Annotated in this window: 15 protein-coding genes and 1 pseudogene; 7 read left to right on the forward strand and 9 right to left on the reverse strand. The window is 45.2% G+C overall.

Going from position 1 to position 19,438, the window contains the following annotated elements; translation table 11 throughout:
* Positions 1–91: 91 nt before the first annotated feature.
* From ACM5QX_RS23325 to ACM5QX_RS23335, 3 genes are all read right to left on the reverse strand, one after another.
* Positions 92–2,689, reverse strand: coding sequence for a PAS domain S-box protein (locus ACM5QX_RS23325; protein WP_414755726.1), 2,598 nt, complete (start codon positions 2,687–2,689; stop codon positions 92–94).
* A gap of 257 nt (positions 2,690–2,946) precedes the next feature.
* A complete protein-coding gene (bchB, locus tag ACM5QX_RS23330; protein ID WP_414755727.1) occupies positions 2,947–4,473 on the reverse strand; it encodes a ferredoxin:protochlorophyllide reductase (ATP-dependent) subunit B in 1,527 nt (508 codons plus the stop codon).
* 251 nt (positions 4,474–4,724) lie between these two features.
* A complete protein-coding gene (locus tag ACM5QX_RS23335; RefSeq protein WP_414755728.1) occupies positions 4,725–7,133 on the reverse strand; it encodes a tetratricopeptide repeat protein in 2,409 nt (802 codons plus the stop codon).
* A 251-nt stretch (positions 7,134–7,384) separates the two neighbouring features.
* Between ACM5QX_RS23335 and ACM5QX_RS23340 the strand changes: the two genes are divergently transcribed.
* Together ACM5QX_RS23340 and ACM5QX_RS23345 are read left to right on the forward strand one after the other, a co-directional pair.
* Positions 7,385–7,714: a low molecular weight protein tyrosine phosphatase family protein gene (locus ACM5QX_RS23340; protein WP_414755729.1), complete on the forward strand. Its 330-nt coding sequence runs from the start codon at positions 7,385–7,387 to the stop codon at positions 7,712–7,714.
* A 113-nt stretch (positions 7,715–7,827) separates the two neighbouring features.
* On the forward strand, positions 7,828–8,025 hold the full coding sequence (locus ACM5QX_RS23345) for a hypothetical protein (protein WP_414755730.1): 198 nt from the start codon (positions 7,828–7,830) through the stop codon (positions 8,023–8,025).
* A gap of 244 nt (positions 8,026–8,269) precedes the next feature.
* Here the strand turns inward: ACM5QX_RS23345 and ACM5QX_RS23350 are convergent, their stop codons facing one another.
* The 4 genes from ACM5QX_RS23350 to ACM5QX_RS23365 form a co-directional block, all read right to left on the reverse strand.
* On the reverse strand, positions 8,270–9,646 hold the full coding sequence (locus ACM5QX_RS23350) for a dihydrolipoyl dehydrogenase family protein (protein ID WP_414755731.1): 1,377 nt from the start codon (positions 9,644–9,646) through the stop codon (positions 8,270–8,272).
* Between the two features lie 108 nt (positions 9,647–9,754).
* Positions 9,755–10,504, reverse strand: a complete 750-nt coding sequence (locus tag ACM5QX_RS23355) for an SDR family NAD(P)-dependent oxidoreductase (protein WP_414755732.1) — start codon at positions 10,502–10,504, stop codon at positions 9,755–9,757.
* 115 nt (positions 10,505–10,619) lie between these two features.
* Positions 10,620–11,444, reverse strand: a complete 825-nt coding sequence (locus ACM5QX_RS23360; RefSeq protein ID WP_414755733.1) for an alpha/beta fold hydrolase — start codon at positions 11,442–11,444, stop codon at positions 10,620–10,622.
* Between the two features lie 428 nt (positions 11,445–11,872).
* Positions 11,873–12,280: a hypothetical protein gene (locus tag ACM5QX_RS23365; protein ID WP_041456296.1), complete on the reverse strand. Its 408-nt coding sequence runs from the start codon at positions 12,278–12,280 to the stop codon at positions 11,873–11,875.
* A gap of 40 nt (positions 12,281–12,320) precedes the next feature.
* Between ACM5QX_RS23365 and ACM5QX_RS23370 the strand changes: the two are divergent.
* From ACM5QX_RS23370 to ACM5QX_RS23380, 3 genes and pseudogenes are all read left to right on the forward strand, one after another.
* A pseudogene (locus ACM5QX_RS23370) lies at positions 12,321–12,413 on the forward strand (transposase); the annotation flags it as partial.
* Between the two features lie 319 nt (positions 12,414–12,732).
* A complete protein-coding gene (locus tag ACM5QX_RS23375; protein WP_414755734.1) occupies positions 12,733–13,662 on the forward strand; it encodes a ferritin-like domain-containing protein in 930 nt (309 codons plus the stop codon).
* 64 nt (positions 13,663–13,726) lie between these two features.
* Positions 13,727–14,467 (forward strand): isoprenyl transferase, encoded by a 741-nt coding sequence (locus ACM5QX_RS23380; protein ID WP_414755735.1) that lies wholly within the window; start codon positions 13,727–13,729, stop codon positions 14,465–14,467.
* A gap of 46 nt (positions 14,468–14,513) precedes the next feature.
* Here ACM5QX_RS23380 and ACM5QX_RS23385 read toward each other — a convergent pair whose 3' ends face one another.
* Positions 14,514–15,095 (reverse strand): hypothetical protein, encoded by a 582-nt coding sequence (locus ACM5QX_RS23385; protein WP_414755736.1) that lies wholly within the window; start codon positions 15,093–15,095, stop codon positions 14,514–14,516.
* A 146-nt stretch (positions 15,096–15,241) separates the two neighbouring features.
* On the opposite strand from ACM5QX_RS23385, the gene ACM5QX_RS23390 reads away from it, so the two are divergent.
* Together ACM5QX_RS23390 and ACM5QX_RS23395 are read left to right on the forward strand one after the other, a co-directional pair.
* A complete protein-coding gene (locus ACM5QX_RS23390) occupies positions 15,242–15,916 on the forward strand; it encodes a winged helix-turn-helix domain-containing protein (RefSeq protein ID WP_190567659.1) in 675 nt (224 codons plus the stop codon).
* Positions 15,913–17,391, forward strand: a complete 1,479-nt coding sequence (locus ACM5QX_RS23395) for an ATP-binding protein (protein ID WP_414755737.1) — start codon at positions 15,913–15,915, stop codon at positions 17,389–17,391. The genes ACM5QX_RS23390 and ACM5QX_RS23395 overlap by 4 nt, the downstream gene beginning before the upstream one ends.
* On the opposite strand, the gene ACM5QX_RS23400 is transcribed toward ACM5QX_RS23395, so the two are convergent.
* Positions 17,380–19,362, reverse strand: a complete 1,983-nt coding sequence (locus ACM5QX_RS23400) for a primary-amine oxidase (protein WP_414755738.1) — start codon at positions 19,360–19,362, stop codon at positions 17,380–17,382. The two genes, ACM5QX_RS23395 and ACM5QX_RS23400, sit on opposite strands and share 12 nt — an antisense overlap.
* Positions 19,363–19,438 lie beyond the last annotated feature (76 nt).

Here is a 19,438-nt window from a genome sequence, read left to right on the forward strand (position 1 = left end):
CTACTATAATTGAGGCGTTGGCGCAAACACCCAGCGCAGCTGATCGCTAATGTCGTGCAGTTTCCCAGCTAAATCGTAATTATGACCTTGACTATTGACTATTGACCAAATTACCGATCGCCTCAATTAAAGCATCTGGATCTACGGGCTTAGATATATGTAGTTGGAATCCGGCAGCTAGGGCTTGCTGCTGATTCATTTCTCCGGCGTAAGCTGTGAGGGCGATCGCCGGCAGATTCCCTCCCTCTTGAGGCGATCGTTGTCTGAGTTGACGCATCAGCATATAACCGTCTACATCTGGCATTCCAATATCACTAACTATAATATCTGGTAGAGATTGGGATAGGGCTTCTAGGGCTTCTTGTGCCGATGAGACAGCGATAACTTCTACATCATAATCTTCCAGAATAAAGGTAACTAAGTCGCGGATGTCTGGTTCATCATCTACAATCAAAACTCTCACGCCTGAAAGAGTGGCGGGTTGCAAGTTAGCTGATACAGGATTTTTATCCTCATGGTTCATTGCTTCATTTTTGGGTGAGAGTGGTAAATTAACCGTAAAAGTAGCCCCTAATCCTTCCCCTGGACTTGTGGCCTGAACTGTGCCTCCATGCAGTTCTACGACTTGACGCACAATTGCTAGTCCTAAACCTAAGCCACCAAATTTGCGTGTCGTCGTGCCATCAGCCTGACGGAAGTAATCGAACACATAAGGTAAAAACTCTGGTGTAATTCCTTTACCCGTATCAATTACTTGAATTTGTGCTTGATCATTAACGGCTTTGAGATGGATTTCTACTGTACCACCAGGGGATGTAAATTTAACTGCGTTAGAAAGAAGATTCCAGACTACTTGTTGTAGACGATTGGCATCACCCATAACTTGACCCTGAATTGGGTCAAAGACATTTTGAATTTTAATCTCTTTTGCTTCTGCTGCTAGCCGCACAGTATCAATTGCTGCTCCAATGACAATTGGCAAACTCACAGGACAAACATTGAGGCTTAATTTTCCTTGGAGGATACGGGAAACATCTAATAAGTCTTCAATTAACTGCGTTTGTAGTGTAGCGTTGCGTTCAATAGTTTCTAAAGCGCGGTCTGTAGTTGCAGCATCAAACTGACGAGAGCGTAGCAATTTTGACCAGCCTAAAATCGGGTTGAGGGGGGTACGTAGTTCATGGGAGAGAACCGCCAAAAACTCATCTTTGATGCGGTTAGCGATTTCTGCGTCTTTACGGGCTATTCTCTCAGCACATAATAGGCGATCGCGTTGTTGTTCTGCCAACTTGCGTTCGCTAATATCTAGGACAAAAGCCACACCTTGCTCATCAGAGTCATCAAGTAAAGCTATTCCCAGCACAATGGACACCCGTCTACCATTGCGTTGAATGTATTGCTTTTCGTAAATGCGAGAAATTCCATTGGCTTTGACTTCGGCGATCGCGCGAGTGTCCAAATGTTCACAATCTGGAGGGGTGAGTTCTCGCCAATTAATTTTGCCTAAGGTGTCAAATTCTTCACGGGTGTAGCCAACTATTTGTAAATAAGCATCATTAGCATCGGTAATAAAACCATCCACATTCCAAAAAGCTACCCCAATCAAGTTAGACTCAAACAAACGGCGGAATCTGGCTTCACTATTGCGGATAGATTGTTCAGCGCGTTTATGTTCGGTCATATCGCGCGAGACTGTAATCACACCCTCAATACTGTGGTTAACGTTGCGTAACGGTGTCAAAATATATTCATAATAATGCGTACCATCTTCCGCTACATATTCACATTCGTCTTTGATTGGTTCCCCAACTTTCATGACCGTTAGGAATTGACCATTTATCTTGTCTATTAATTCTTGAGGTAAATCAATTTCTTGTACAGTTTTACCAATCATCTGCTGTGGATGAAGACCCAAAACAGCAGCACCACCATGACTGACATACTGATAGTGTCCGGTGCTATTTAAGATATAAATATGATCAACGGATGTAGCGAGGATGGCATTTAAGATATTTGCTTGTTCTTGAACTTGGGTTGCTAGTTGTCGAGTATTTTCTTCTGAGCGTTTGCTTTCGGTAATATCCATGCAAACCCCAATCATCCGCACTGGCTGTCCTTGCTCGTTATAGAAAAATCTACCTTTAGCGGCAATCCAATGTATGCTTTTTTCCGGCCAAACAATACGAAATTCATCATAGTAATCCGTCTTGTTATCTAAGCAAGCACTAATAACCTGTATGACAGATTCTCTATCTTCGGGATGAACACAGGATAAAAAAGTCTCATAAGCGCCATCAAAACTACCCGGAACTAGACCAAACAGCAGCTCGTGATTTTCCGACCAGACCACTTTTTCAGTCAGGACATTCCAATCCCAAAAACCCAAATTGGCAGCATCTAAAGCCAGCCTCCACCTTTCTTCACTTTCCGTTAAAGCTGCGTCTACCTGTTGTCTTTGAGAAATTTCTTGCTGGAGTCGCTGCAAAGTAACAGGTTCTGGATGCCTTTCGATGTCAAAGTTGGCTATATTTGGTGTTCTTAGTTTTGCTTGCAAATCTTCTATATGCCGTTCAAGTTCTACTTGCTTATACTGATACTGTTTTTCTAGTTGTTCTAATTCAGCTATACGTTGTCGTAAAGCTGTTACTTCATCAGCAAGTTCATAGTTGACTTGATCCACATTTGACATCGGGCAAACAACTCACAATTAATATATATATCTTGTAGTATGCACTCCATAAGTCTTATTGAGTATGGATTTTCTCAAATAACAATGCAATATCTCTCAAGATACAGAGAATATTAACCTACAAAATATAACTAACGATAAATATTAGTTGTTTGCATCTAGCTATGGGTAGGGGCAGTAGGTAAAAGGAAAGAGGCAGGAGAAGAAATTATTATTCGGCATTACCCCATTACCCATTACCCATTACCCAGTTTCTACTACGCTCCTACTGCTTCCTTGGCTGCGTATAACACCTCTGCTGAGATGTCTTTAAAACCGCGATCGCGTGCGAATTTTTCTGTATTGCGCTTGACTTTTCCCCGCACAAAACCAGGGATTTTGTTCAGTTCTGCCAAGCCATCTTTTGTCCAACTTAGGTCAGATTCAGCAGAAATACCCTTAGTAATTACTTCCTTGGTATCGTGTCCACCAAATATTTCTAATAGGTGGTCTTCCATACCCAAAGTAAAGGAATTGTAGATTAAATCGGTGATTTGATTTGTCCCTTCATAACCCAAGAATGGCTTGTAACCGATGGGAAAGTTTTGTACGTGAATAGGTGCAGCAATCACACCACAAGGAATATCTAAACGCTTACCAACGTGGCGTTCCATTTGTGTACCGAAGATGGCGGAGGGTTCAACACGGGCGATCGCATCCCCAATTTCCCCATGATCTTCCGTAATCAGCACTTCATCGCAATACTCGCTTACCTGTTCACGGAACCAATCAGCATCATACTTGCAGTAAGTTCCCGCCCAAACAACGTGAATCCCCATTTCTCGTGACAAAATTTTGGTCAAGGCGGCGGCGTGGGTGTTGTCGCCAAAAACCACGGCTTTTTTACCAGTCAGGTTTTGACAGTCGATGGAACGGGAGAACCAAGCAGCTTGGGATACATACAAGGTTTGCTCGTTGATGTAGTCTTCGTAATTAACATCAGCGCCTTGAGCGTTAATTACTTCCTGAATCTTACGGATACAACGGGCAGTTTCTACTACACCCATCGGCACAATATCTATGCAAGGTGTACCAAATTCCGCTTCTAGGTAATTAGCTGTCATTAAACCCAGTTCCCGGTAAGGAACGAGGTTAAACCAAGCCCTCGGTAAATTCTTCAATTCGTGGACAGAAGCGCCTTCAGGAATGACCGCGTTGACCTCAATTCCCAAATCAGCCATCAGCCTTTTTAGTTCGGTGCAGTCATGGTTATTATGAAAACCCAGGGTAGAAATACCGATGATGTTAACTGAAGGCTTGGCTGTTTTCCCTTCTGGGAGTTCGCCTCTTTTGCGGGCTTTTTCAATATAGTATTGAACAATTTGGTGGAGAGTGCGATCGCCTGCTTGCAGTTCGTTCACCCGATAGTGATTTACATCCGCTAGTAACACATCCCCTTTCGCATCCAATTGGGCGCGTTCGACAAAGTTTTCCAGGTCTTCTTGCAGAATACTGGAGGTACAGGTGGGAGTTAAGACAATTAAATCTGGGTGTTCTTCTGCATCTTTGCGGGTGATGTTTTCTACCACCTTTTCTTGAGAACCACGGGCTAAAACATGGCGGTCAACCACGCTGGTTGTTACTGGTGTGAAGTCCCTCTCCCGCGATAGCATTGAGCGCATGACGTTAAAGTAGTCATCACCCAGGGGCGCGTGCATAATAGCATGGACGTTTTTAAATGAAGTTGCGACTCGCAAAGTGCCAATGTGGGCTGGGCCTGCATACATCCAGTAAGCCAATTTCATTATGTTTTACTCCCTTGTAAACTTGAATAATCATCAAAACGGGACTATAAGTGCTTGATTAGTTTGTTGATGCTGATTGTCCCAAAACTTGTAGCCGCCATGAAGTGGGGTGTTTCGGGTCTTTAGGTGTGGCGATTCGCTCAAAACTACTTCCTGATTATGATTCAGGTTGCAAGGGAAACAACTCCAGGCTTGGCAAATTACATGAATCTTAAAGTTCAGCAAATTTTGTTATCAATAAGCTGTGAGTATTAATTACTAGTTTTCAACGCAGAGGAACGCTGAGGTGAACGCGGAGGGGCGCTGAGTTTTTTAACTTGATTGGGGGCTTGGATTTCTGTAAATAAATGTGTTGCTTGAGAAAAATACTTTTGGCTGGCATCAGATTTTGCCATTTTTTGATAAGTTAAACCTAACTGAAAATAGGTTTCGGCTAGGTCACATTTAGCGCCGATTTTCTCTAAAAGTTCGATTGCTTCTGTATGATAAGCAAGAGCTAATGGATAATCTGCTTGTTGGCGATGAATTTCTGCTAATCCATTCAGAGTTTTTGCTTTTACCTGCATATAATGGCTTTCTTCAGCGAAGGTCAACGCTTGGTGAAACATTTCCTTTGCTTTGGTAAAGTCTCCTAAATTAACATAGGTTTGACCTAAGATTTGAATGAAGTAAGCAAATCTTCCTGTTTCTATAATCTCTTCTTTTTTAATATTTTGGTAAGCTACATCTGCTAATAAATAAGCGGCATCGCATAACCCTAAGTATGAATTTACTAAAGCTAAACATACAGATGCTTTTTCCGCCCAGCGATGATGGTCTGTATTTTGGGCTAGGTAAATTACTTGTTGAAATAATTTGGCAGCGTCTTCCAGTTCCCACAAATCTATTTTATAAAGACCAATACTCAAGAGAGAATCTACCTCTAACATTCTCAAATAGTAGACTTTATGTTTATTCTCTGGTTGTGGTACTAGTGATTTCAGCGCTTGTGTTGTCAAATCGATGGTTTTTTCTTGACAGGCGATCGCCTGACTAATCTCACCTGTAATCCAATATAAATCACCCAATATATTATATAGTTCACTTAAGTCTTGTTCATGCCCAAGATTCTTGACGACTTGATTGATCGCAGTCAGTATCGGCTGAATAAAACCCATCCGATATAGCGTACTTCCCAAGGGTAAAAACTGTTGCCATTGATTATTGCGACTCTTGAGAATTACTCTACCTGCTAACTCAAATTCGTTAATTTCTATGTAGTGATAATATGCTTCTAGGGCTTGCAAAGCATCTGGAAATGTAGCAATTTTATTAACACTAGCTGTCCAAAATTCAGCAACTTTGTGATTGGTTATTTCCCACTCATCACTAGTGCGTAAACGCGCGATCGCCTCGGCGCGAATTACCGGATGTAGCCAATATTCACCTTGATGACACTCGACTAAAGAGCGATTTCTCAGAGAAGCAATTAGTTGACGATGTTCAGCCGTGGGGACATCCCAAAGTAAAGCAAACAGTCCTGATGAGGGGATGGTGGGTATATCTTGGTAACGATAACATCCTAAACGGCACAGTAGGCGATAGCCTTGGGGATCAAGAGCCTGCAAACGATTAATTTGACTCACCGCTAAATTCTTTAAGTCCGTTGCGGCTAAAGGATCACCATGATTTTCTTGCCAATAAAGCGCCATATCCCCGCCAAAATCCTCCAGCATCGCCCCGCAGAGAATCCCCATTGCTTTGGCATTACCGCCGTAAGTATGATGTATTTGTTGCAAGGTAGGTAAGTTGATGGTTAATCCACGGTTACTAAAAAACTTTTGCCATGCGCTTTGATCCAAACCTGGAAGCCGATAATGATGCACATTTAACCCAGGTTCGCACAGGCGATCGCGGCTAGTAATCAACGTTACCGACTGCACCCTAACGTCAGCCAAAACCCGCAACAATTCTACATAATTGCGGTGAAGCGGAATTAACCGACCTTGTTGATCTAATGCAGGTTCCAAATTATCAATTAACACCCCAATCCGCCGATTGTGGAGTTGGCGCTTGAGTCGTCCCAACGTCACCCCAAACTCCACCCCTGGCTCTTCCCCAAAGTCTTGTTTCAGCCATTCCTCCACCACCCGTTCCGCCGGGGTGATGTTTTGGGTTTCCTTCGCCATCAGCAATTCTAAAACCAACTCAAAACCCTGAGTTTGGAGATATTGCTGGGCGAGAGTAGTTTTCCCTAAACCCCCCTCACCTTGGATAACAATCACTTTTGACCCTTGATTTACCAGAGAATTTAGGTGAGCGATCGCTCCCTCCCTACCCAAAAAATTGCTATCTTCTAATTTAGGTGTAAGTTCTTGGGTTACTTTTGGGTAATCAATTAGACCAGATATCGCCGTAGTTTTTCTCAGCACCCGTTCCAATGTAGCGCGACAATTACTCTTGGTAATCCTCTGTCGCAGTACTTGAGAAAGCAGTTTCCATAGATGTGAGCCAGCATCCTTAGCGTGTCCTTCCGTACAGCCATAAGCACGGGCAATATCCAAATATTTCCTACCCAACCAAACCTGCACAACAATAACTTTTTGCAAATCGCTCAACCGTTCCCCGGTCTGAGCAGGAATTATGGTGTCTAACCATGCTAATGCTGCTTCAGCGTCCATTATTATGCAACGACGAGGGTAGTTAAATTAGAACTTACGCACCAAGGTTGTCTGTTGAGACTGGGTGTAAGGGTATAGGGGTATAAAACCCTTACACCCCTACACCCTTGTCCAAACCCTTGATTTTTCGTTTTCATCCGTAAGTCCTCTAAATTTGAGAACTATAGGTTAATCTACAATTCTTCTGCCCCATCTTTCGGATAAGATTCGATGAATCCGACTTTTTACCAGACTTTTCTGACTTTATAATCATGAAAAAAATTTTATTTATTTGTAGTCAAAATAGATTGCGTAGTCCCACTGCTGAGGTTGTATTTGCTGAATATGAAGGATTGGAAACGGATTCGGCGGGTTTAGACCATTATGCAGAGGTTCCAGTTTCCTCAGAAGCTATCGAATGGGCTGATATTATTTTTGTTATGGAGCGGCTACATAAACAGAAATTAGCCAAAAATTTCCAGCCTTTTCTCAAAAATAAAAGAGTTATATGTTTAGATATACCAGATGAATTTGAGTATATGGAACCAGCTTTAATTGAGATATTAAAGAAAAAAGTGCTGCCGTTGTTAGGTACATATTAAGACATCCGATTTTCTCCTAGACTTTTCTGCACTTGACTGACAAGTGCAAACAATAAAGCTTTATTGTCGAATACAATAAAAATCATTAGGTCATCTCAACACCATCACTATCTATGGTGAAATCCGACCCTCACTTCTCCTTACCTAGCAGTGCTGAACTTCCTTGTTCAGAAGATATTCCTGTGGATAACGAAGACCAAAATTTTATTCCCAATTTGCTCTTATTCTTACTGGAATATATTTGGGCAAACCTTAAAGACTGGTTGCCAAACTTGTTCAATATCTCGGCGGCCACCCCACTAAATCACTGAGGAGCCGTGCGAAATTAACGTTTCATGCACGGTTTTGTAGCCGAGTCAGGGGGGTGACTTTCTGGCTTAGGCATCCAGGTAGCGATCGCTCCCTGGAGTTGGCATAACTTGATTAGCTATCCCACACTTTGCTGATGCACCACCGATGTTTTTTCAGCTTACCTGTAAACAACATCAATTAGACAGTCAGGGAGCAGACCCTACTTATCAATGCCAACTGACGTTGTGCATCAATAAAACCTCCTCACATATTCGGACACCCTGGCATATTATCTCCAAGCAGCAACCGTGCCAGACTGGGTAAAGCTTCCCCATAGGTGGGATGGATGTGAACTGATCGCTCTAATAACTGCCAGGTTGCTCCTGCTTCTATCAGGGATAAAAATACATGCACCAGTTCAGCAGTTTCGTACCCCACTAGGGTTGCTCCCAGAATTTTGTCTGTGTCGCTGTCGATTACCATACGATAAAATCCGAGGTCATGCCCCCACTCGATCGCACGCGCAATTTGGCTCATGGGTAACGTCACAGCACGCGCGTTGATGCCTTGTTTTTGAGCCTGTTCTAAGGTCATACCCACTCGCCCAACCTGGGGTTCTGTGTAGACCGCATACCCAAGGACGCGATCGCTCCGTATCCGGTTTTCTCCACACAGAATTGCTTTTAAGCGGCGATAGTCCTCCCACGACACATGGGTAAAGGCAGGTTGTTTGGCAGCATCCCCGATCGCATAGACTCCAGAACAGGTGGTATGGAACTGGTCATCAATTTTGACAAACCCCTTATCATCTAGCTCAATTCCACTGTTCGCTGCATTTAATGCACCTGTATTGGGTTTCCGTCCAATCACAACCAGCAACGCTTCTCCCTGGAGTTGTTCGCCACTGCTCAGGGTCAGCTTAAACACATTATTCTCGTGGGCGACGTGATTCACATTGACTCCAAAGTGAAGTCCAATTCCATCCTGCTTTAGTGCTTCTGCTAACACCTCACTAACATCAGCCTCTTCCTGTCCAAGAACGCGATCGCCCCGGACAATTAAGTGGGTCTGACTGCCCAAACGCGCTAGTCCTTGCCCCAATTCCAAGCCAATATAGCCGCCTCCAATCACCAATAAACGGGCTGGTAAGGTGTTCAAGTCAAAGAAGTTACGGTTGGTCAGGTAGGGAGTTCCTGCAAGTCCAGGAATGTCAGGAATCAGCGATGATGTGCCCGTGTTAATGATTACCAGAGGAGCCTGAAGAGTAACATCCCCACCTTTGACTGTCCGTTCACCCACAAAAGCAGCTTCGGCACAAATGACTTTGACACCCGCACTCTCCAATCGCTGGCGAATCCCCTGATTAAAGCTGCTGCGGATTTCCCGAACTCGTTCCATGACGGCGGGAAAATCCACTTCTACCTCCGTGTGGATGCCTAACTTCTTGCCCTGGCTTGCTCGACCTGCTGTATGAGCTGCTGCTAAGAATGCTTTAGAGGGAGTGCAGCCATAGTTGATGCAACTGCCGCCTAAAGCATCGCGCTCAAACAAAACAACCTTACGTCCCTCATTGGCAAAATCAGCCGCCAGTGGAATGCCTCCTTGACCACTGCCGATGACAATGACATCTGCTGTTTCCATCAGTGCTAAACTCCTTGGGGATAGTTTGCTTTCATAAAACTCTCACACTCAAAGTCAAAAATTCTCTGCCATTGAGGTAGGGTTTGGATTGAGTTATGACATCTAAAGCTAGCGAAGCCCACCCGTGATGTAGAGCGTTTCGCCAGTGATCCAGCCCGAATCGGAGGAAGCAAGGAAGACAACGGCAGGGGCGATGTCCTGTGGCTGTCCAATGCGACCTAATGGTGTTTGCGCTTCAGTCTGCTGGCGACCTTCGCTCTCGGTAATTCCTGCTGTGTGTGTCCCCTCCGTGTCCACCATACCAGGATTGATGGAGTTAACACGGATGTTACGTGAACCCAACTCTTTGGCTAGCGACTTCGTGACGGCATCAACAGCCGCTTTGGTAGCGCTATAGATTGAGGCATTCGCGGGCGCGAGGGTGCTAACGATGGAACTAATATTGATAATGCTGCCGCCCGCCGAGCCGAAGTGCTTGACGGCTTGTTGTGTAGTGAGGATTAATCCCAGCACATTCAGATCGAATTGCTTGTGGAAGTGTTCTTCCGTGATGTTTTCAAGTGGGGAAAATTCATAAATTCCCGCATTGTTGACCAAAATATCAAGCTTGCCGAATGCTTGCTGCGTCTGTGCAAACAAATGTTCGATCTCTGCCTTTTTGGCTACATTCGCCTGGACTGCGATCGCTCGGCCGCCCGTGCTAACAATCTCGTCAACCACACGATTGGCTCCTTCTTGGCTGGATGCGTAGTTGACGACAACGCTTGCACCTTCAGCTGCCAGATGTTTGGCGATCGAGGCACCGATGCCTTTAGAAGCACCTGTAACCACTGCGATTTTTCCATCTAGTTTTGTCATGGCTGTGATTCTTGTGGTTGTTGGGTTTCAAATATCTATCCGAAACAGGTGCAAGCCTGCAAGAATGTACCCATTCAGATTTTTAACAGTGATATCTCACATCCGTGTATCCGCATCAGGATTTGACGAATTCCAGCAGGTCGGCGTTGAGCTGTTCCTTGCTCGTGTCGCCCAGACTATGCGATCCGCCGGGATATATCTTCAAAGTCGAATTCTTGATGAGCTTCGCAGACAAAAGGGCAGAAGCACCAATTGGCACGATCTGATCGTCATCACCATGAATGATCAACGTCGGCACATCAAACTTCTTCAAATCCTCCGTGAAATCTGTTTCTGAAAACGCCTTAATACAGTCATAGGCATTTTTATGGCCAGCCATCATCCCCTGCATCCACCATGAATAGATTAGCCCTTGGGAGACTTTGGCATCGGGTCGATTGAAGCCAAAGAACGGGCCACTGGCTACATCTAAGAAGAATTGCGAGCGGTCAGCCAAAAATGCCGCACGAAAGCCGTCAAAGACCTCAATGGGTAGCCCACCTGGATTTACCTCTGTCTTGAGCATGAGCGGCGGCACCGCACCTATCAGCACAGCTTTGGAAACACGCTTGGTGCCATGCCGTCCAATGAAGCGCGCCACTTCACCACCGCCTGTAGAGTGTCCGATCATGACCGCATCCTGAATATCCAGCGCCTCAAAAAGCTCCGCCAGATCGTCGGCGTAGGTATCCATGTCATTGCCGTGCCACGGTTGGCTCGACCGGCCATGACCTCGGCGATCGTGGGCGATGCAGCGGTAGCCGTGTGAGGCGAGAAAAAACATCTGCGATTCCCAAGCATCCGCGCTCAGTGGCCAGCCGTGGCTGAAGACAATGGGCTGTCCTACGCCCCAGTCCTTGTAATAGATTTGCGTACCATCCTTAGTCGTGATTGTGCTCATGTGGCTTCTGAGTAAATTGTGAGAGTTTCCCAATCTGTATCTGGTTTGGACTGTCAAGATAACTGTATCCGCGATCGGTAACTGATCGATCAATTGCTACTAGATTAGTTGATACATAACTGATTTCAGCAGTTTTCTTTTGATGACCTGATTGCTCGCTCAGGTAGCTTATCTACCTTTTATATCGTGTTCGGTTAAAGACTTATCATTGAGAGCGCAGAGGGGCAGCACTTCGGCTTCTTTCGCCTTCGCCCTTCGACTACGCTCAGGACAAGCTCAAGGCAAGTCGCTCAGTGACCGAGGGGCAGAGGTGCAGGGTTTTCGGGCTTTCTGTATAGATTCGGGAATTATAACTAATTAGCCGGACTTGATATTAATCAGTTGTGTTCATTCTTCAATTTAACTTAGAGCTTACAAACTTCGTGATATCAACGGGTAACGATAAAGGCAGCCAGAGCGATCGCGACAACATCCTCAGCAAGGGCAGCAGGAACTGCACCAATCCGTTCAATAGCGGCTATCCGCACCGCCCGACCCCCATACGCACCGACCACTGCACCTACAACGCCAAAGAGTGCTCCAACAGGTGCAAAACTGCTGTTTGCTCCGGTGACTAGCCATCCCACAATGCCACCACTGAGAATCCGAGCAATCAACGCAGGGGGACTGGTGCGAGAGGGAATTTGCGGCAGCATATCGCCAATCAACTCAGCCACTGCCAGTACAGCCAGAACGATCCCGATAATGCCGCCGCGTGCCAGAAATAAAGCAGCAGGGGCTGTCAACGCTCGCAGTCCCGCAACTAACCCAAGGAAAAATGCAGAAATCAATGTCATGAACATAAATAGCCTTTCTGGTAGATTTGGATGGCATATAGCGATCTTCTATGTCCTGCTGCTAGAAGGAGTGAGATGGAGATCGCTACCTGGGGATTTTCCTCCTTGGCAAACAGTGTACACATATTTCCGATAGCGCAGCGTGGCGTAAGCCATAATACCAATTCTCTAAAATCCGGCAACAGATAAAGCCTCAAGAATATACTTTCGCCTAGCAATGAATGCAATGATAGATGTGGTTAAATTACCAATCTGAAAGTAGAGTGCAGAGCGCAACTCGTCAAGAGTTTTTTTTGGCCAGCCTATTCTCAGTATCAAATCAGTACAATTAAAATCCGGCTTTTTCCTGACCATTCCTACTATCTCGTCATAAAACTGCCGACTTCAGCCGACTGACAAAAGAAAGTGCGATCGCTTAGGCTATTGGGCATAGAAGTCATAGTATAAAAATTATGCTTGATACCACCAGCCCACAGCTAGAAGCATCGGCGGCACAAAGCTATGCTCATCCTCACTACTGGCAAACACAGCGCCGTATTCGCTCCCTGATAGATCAATATATTGCAGTCGAAATACTACACGATCGCCTGCAAGATTTACCGATACAATTTGCCAATCCCCAAGCACGTCCTTGGAAACCAATTGACTGGCAAGCCATTAACCGCAACCAAATTATCGGTATAGAACCAGAAGTATTTTTATCTATATTGATAGGTGCAATGGACACAGAAGCTCCCATTCGAGGCTACACCCAAACCAGTCGGCAATATTTAGAGAAGTTACATCCCCAGATGGCGCGGTTTGTCGGTGGAACAGTCGATGGAGGTGGCGAACTCCAAGAACTTGGTTTATGGGAAAAAGAAGAACGTCAACACACACCCGCACTAATCAAAATTTACACCCAACTAACAGGGGAGAAAATCACCCCCAAACATCGCACAATCAGAGGCTACCTCCCCACAGATGACCCCCAAGAAGACCTCTATCGCCACGGCTTACACCGCGTAGCCACAGAATACGGTGCAACCTGCCTTTACCTGTGGCTGATGGCGCACACAACAGGCGCACTCCAAGACGTTCTCGAAGAACTCACAAAAGACGAAATCAACCACATGACCAAATTCTGGGGCTTTGGAGTTTGGGCTTTCCCCGACACAGGACTAATGCGAGTAGGGCGCACCCTCATCAAAACCCGTTCCCAAACCTATCAACGTAACAACCTCATGCGTACCCTACGCCGCATGATGAATACACTCAACTGGAACGCCTGGACACTCACCAACAAAGCCACCCTCCTCTACACATCCACCCAAACCATGCGTCGCCTGTGGACATGGCACAACAGCCTTACATCACAATACTTACAAAATCTCTTGGAATAAACCTCTTCTCCTCTTCTCTGCGCCTCTGCGTGAACTTTCCCCCAATCCACTCATCAAAACCAACATGACACCCACAGACTTAGACCCCCAAAAAATCCCCCAACACATAGCCGTCATCATGGATGGTAACGGTAGATGGGCAACCAGCCGAGGATTACCGCGCATAGCCGGACATCGCCAAGGCGCAAGAACCCTCAAAGAACTCTTGCGCTGTTGCAAAGATTGGGGAATCAAAGCCCTCACCGCCTACGCCTTCTCTACGGAAAATTGGCAGCGTCCCATCGAAGAAGTCGATTTTCTGATGCTGTTATTTGAGCGATTACTGCGGCGGGAATTATCGCAGATGCACCAAGAAGGTGTAAGAATTTCCTTTATTGGCGATTTGACTGCATTACCCAAATCTCTGCAAATGGAAATGGAACGCTCAATGACAGAGACATTAAATAATCAAGCAATTCATTTTACCGTTGCAGTTAACTATGGTAGCCGCAACGAAATTACTAGAGCTTGTCGTCAAGTAGCGGAACTGGTGCAACAAGGCAAACTCAATGCAGATGCAGTCAATGAAGCCGTTATAGAACAACACCTCTACACAGTAGATAATCAACCACCAGATTTATTGATTCGGACTAGCGGCGAAATGCGATTGAGTAACTTTTTGCTGTGGCAAATGGCGTATACAGAGATGTATTTCACAGATATTCTGTGGCCTGATTTTGACAGAGAAGCATTTCATCAGGCTTTGTTGAGTTACCAAAAACGCGATCGCCGTTTCGGTCAAGTTAAAGCTTTAATCCCAGCCTAATATACCACCCACAGCAGGGCATAGACCCACTGTAGGCGACGGAGGTCTATCTTGTTGTATCAGGACGATTTCCTTCTGGTGGATGAGGAGGTACACCCAAGGCATCTTTTAACTGCTGTTCTGTCACCCCCAACTTTGCCGCCGCCGCTTTGAAATCAGGACGGGGTGGACGCTGTCCTTCGCCAGGAGGATTGGCAGGCACACCCAAAGCATCTTTTAACTGTTGTTCTGTCACCCCCAACTTCGCCGCCGCCGCCTTGAAATCAGGACGAGGTGGGCGTTGTCCTTCGGCAGGAGGATTGGCAGGCACACCCAAAGCATCTTTTAACTGTTGTTCTGTCACCCCCAACTTCGCCGCCGCCGCTTTAAAATCAGGACGGGGTGGACGCTGGCCGCCTTCGCCAGGGGGCTTGGCAGGTACACCCAAAGCATCTTTTAACTGCTGTTCTGTCACCCCCAACTTCGCCGCCGCAGCTTTAAAGTCAGGGCGGGGTGGGCGTTGTCCTGATGGTGGTTCTGAAGCTTGAGCAATTTGCTGGACTTGATAAGCTGCATTGACTTGATGCAAGGAAATAAAACCAACTAAAACAGGAATTGCTGTAGCAACCAAGATATTACGAACTTTCATAACTGATATCCAAATGATGGGCTGTTGATATTTCTGATTTAAACCGCCCAAAATTACAGATCACTTTGCTTTTAAATTACAGTTTTGTAATTTTCATTACACAACAACGAATTTAGAATGGACTAATGAGTAAGTGATGCAGGCTTGTGAACGTTCTCTTTGTCGAAGATGAAGCGAAAATTGCTAACTTCGTCCAAGCTGGACTGAAGGAACAGGGGTTTGTCGTGGACTATTGCGACAACGGTGATGAAGGATATCTGCGGGCATTAGACAACGAATATGATGCCATCATCCTAGATATCATGGTTCCGGGTAAAGATGGACTATCGATTCTCAAACAATTGCGGCAGAAGGGACGGAATGCACCAGTGATTTTGTTGACAGCTCGGAATGAGTTAGACGATCGCCTGGCGGGTTTGAATTTGGGTGCTGATGATTATATTGCCAAACCTTTTTTTGTCGAGGAACTGGTGGCGCGGATTCATGCTGTGGTGCGTCGCAGTATAGGCGATCGCCAAAATTTGTTGGTGATAGGGACACTTAAACTTGATCGCATCACTAGAGAAGTTACTTGCAATCAACGAGTGATCGAACTCACCAGCCGGGAGTTTAATCTTTTAGAGTATTTGATGCGATCGCCTGGGCGTGTTTTTACCCGTACCCAAATCCTAGAACACGTTTGGGGCTATGACTTTAACCCTAATACCAACGTCGTGGATGTTTGTATTCAAAGAATTCGCAAAAAAATCGACCCTGTTGATGAAGCAGGTTGGATTGAAAGTATTCGCGGCGTGGGTTATCGCTTCCGTCAGCCAATATGAAACTACCTTCCTTTCGGCTGCGAATTGCTTTGTTATCCGCCGCTTTGGCTGGCAGCACACTAGTAGGATTTAGTGCAGTTTCTTGGTGGCAAATTTATGATGCTAAACTCAGCCGCCTGGATGCAGAACTGTTAAATCAACTCATGCAGGCAGCCCCTAATTTACTTCCACCTAGAGAACCCCCTACATTTTTCAATAGGGAAAATTTCCGTCCACCTATGCCAGAACGTTGGCAGCGTTACGAAGAATTATTATCTTCCGCCTTTGGTGCAAATGCAAAAACCCCTATTGTACTGTTGGCGCTGGATGCTGAAGGCAACAAACTTTATGAATCCTTACAAACTCCTGACTCTGACTTGCGTCGTCTGTTGCTTCAGAGTCTCCAGTTAGCACCTCAACCACAACCCCCCCGGCCTTTACCCAATCCTCCCCATCTTCCCTTACGCCCCCCACGTCCACCGCAATTTGTCACCCAACAGACAGCAAGCGGCGGTTGGCGAATTGGTGCAACTAAATTTCCTCATTCTCAGGTTGCGATCGCTGTTAGTCTGCAAACCTTCAATCAAGAGATGGCAGCCATTCGCAATATATATCTTGTTTCCATTCCCATCGCCTTGCTACTAGTTACCTCTGGGGCATGGTTGGTTTCTGGTAGTGCATTGCGTCCCATTCGGCAATTAACGGGTGTAATTCAACAGGTGAGCGCCAAAGGTTTAGATCAGCGCATTCCCATCGGTGCGACGGATGTTGAATTTGTGGAACTAATTCAGGTGTTTAACCAAATGTTGGAACGCCTGGAAAGTAGTTTTACCCAAGCCTCTCGCTTCAGTGCTGATGCAGCCCACGAACTAAAAACCCCCCTAACAATTCTCCAAGGTGAACTGGAACGCACACTACAACAGGTGGAACCCGGCTCAGAATTACAACAGCGTTTAAGCAATTTGTTAGATGAAGTAGGCCGCTTGAGTGGAATTATGCGTAAACTCTTGCTGTTGTCCTTGGCAGATGCAGGACAAATGAGCTTGTATCTGGTGGAAGTAGATATGTCTGAGTTATTGATGGAGATGGTTGAGGATGTGGAATTACTCGCCCCCCACTTGAGTGTACACATCGAAATTCCTGAGCAATTGAGGGTAAAAGGCGATCGCGATCTACTCATCCAAGTGCTGCAAAACCTGTTAAGTAATGCCATCAAATACAATCTCCCCCAAGGTTGGATCAAAATTCACGCCCATCAAACACCAGCTACTATCCACATCACCATTACCAACTCATCCCCAGATATCCCCCCAAGCGATCGCGATCGCCTATTTGAGCGTTTCTATCGTGGTGATCCCGCCCGCACACGCAAAGTAGAAGGCATCGGGCTAGGACTGAGCCTATCCCGTGAAATTGTCCGCGCCCATCGTGGTAACTTAACTCTAAATGCAGAAAATTCTGGTCAAACTGGCTTGACTCTAACTTTACTCCGCTAAATTAATCGCCGGATTGCGGCTAAAAAAGCCTCTGGGAGAGAGTTTAAACCCAAGCTTGTGAACCGGCATCACAGGCCAATCTTCTGGCTTAGGTACATGAGTAATACCCATTGTGTACCACAAAACAATATCTTGACCCATCAAAGATTCATCATCAGCAATGTATTCAGGTAAACCTTTTCCTGGTGGCGCTTGATTAGGATAATCACCACCGGCATATAATTCATTGGGTTTATATTTAGTCACCCAAACATGATGAGTGGCAAACTCAGCTTTTTGCCGAATTTTTGCCCCTTCTACTGGGAAAAACACCGTGTTACCTCCTGGCATTAACATATATGCAGGGGCAACCCCTAAAGCATTCTTTTTCTCTGCACTGGCAATCATCCATTCCCGACTGTGTTTGATATCTAAATCACGGACAGCAGCCTTTTCTGTTGTCAGTGGCGTGTCTTCTACTATGATGGCATTTCCTAAAGGATTGTTTTTACCTATCGGCAAGTTTGCCACGTTCATTTCCATGACATTATTAGCTTGACCATCCACATCCATATCTAAGCGATAGTTAAAAAAGTGCTGGTGATTGACACCAAAAATGTTTTTAGCTAGCAATCTTCCATAGGAATTATCTTGAGGCTGGGTTTCCGCCTCTGTTCCCTGCACCAAAACAATACCTGTTAAATCATTCTCTACTTCTAAAGTGCCGTCTTGGTGGAAAATCCAATTAATACCATAATCATAGTTATCAACCGCCGCCGTGATGGTAATGACTAATTGGCGATCGCGTCGCACATCGTTGCGTTGAGTATTATACTCATAATGCTTCCAAAGTATGCCGTTATCCCGTTCGTAGATACCCACAACCCCAGGCATAATATAGGGTTCCCCTTCTTCATTGGCAAACACAGCGTCAAGTAAAACGCCATTTTGGGGAATTTCCTTCCCTAACTCCATTGTGCTGGCTAGTAAACCCAGGTTATATTCACCAACATCAAAAGCGTTTCTAAATGACCAAGTGGGATCAGGATCGCCATAAGGTACAACCATCTCCGATAAGCTGGCGCGATATAATACTGGTCGGACATTTTCCCCATCTTTGTAAGTTACTTGATACAGTACCAACCCATCACGGGGGTGCATAACATACCGAAACTTCCAACCTTGCCAACTAATTTCATTACCCTGAATTTGGAAACTCTTTCCTTTTGGTTGCAGTATTTGTAAGAGTTTGGGCGGTGGGAGTAATTTACCTAAAGACTCTAAGTCATAATTCCAGTTTTCTTTGGAAATGGGAACTATCCCCTGGTCGATAAAATTGGTGACTGTACCTTTATTTAAATCAACCGTGGCTATTACACCCTCAATAGGAGTGCCGTAATAATTCCAGCGTTCCCCCCGATAAAATAATAAAGTGCGACACAAACGCCCCCCTGTTGCTGATTCCTCTTGACTTAAAATTCCCGCCGCCCAGCAACTAACCTGAACCTGATTAAAATCTGTAATTCCCCGCTTTTTCATCGCTTCTTGCCATCGGGAATCAGATTTCACTACATTTCGTGCTAGTTCATATTCTGAGTTAAAAATTGCCGGTTGTACATGGGGTTTCTCTTGCCAGGAGGCTATTTTTTGCGTTTTCAGGTCAACAATACCCTCATAGGTTTTGTTTTGCTCGCGTTCATATACTACCAGAAAAGCCTTGCGCTCAAAAGATTGACCTTGTGTAAAATTTCTAACTGCTTGTTTATCTGGTTCTGCCAAGGTAATTAAGGGAAAAGCAGCCATGTCAGTTAAAGACTTTTCCTTTCTAATCACCGCAACCGCCGTTTTAATTTCTGCCTCAGTTAAAGCTGTCAAAGGATGGGAAATTACTGGCTGTTGTGCTGTCACTGTTCCTATTAATATAAGTGACATACCACAGCAGACAATAATAGTAGTAGCTAACAAGAAAAATAGTCTTAGCCGCTTCATCATTCTGGAGAATATAAAAACAAATCTATAGTTATTTATTTCCCAGAATTCAGATATAAAACCGAATAGTTAAGACAGA

The organism is Anabaena sp. CCY 9910 (assembly GCF_963920875.1).
In the GTDB taxonomy this organism is placed as follows: Bacteria; Cyanobacteriota; Cyanobacteriia; order Cyanobacteriales; family Nostocaceae; genus Trichormus; species Trichormus variabilis.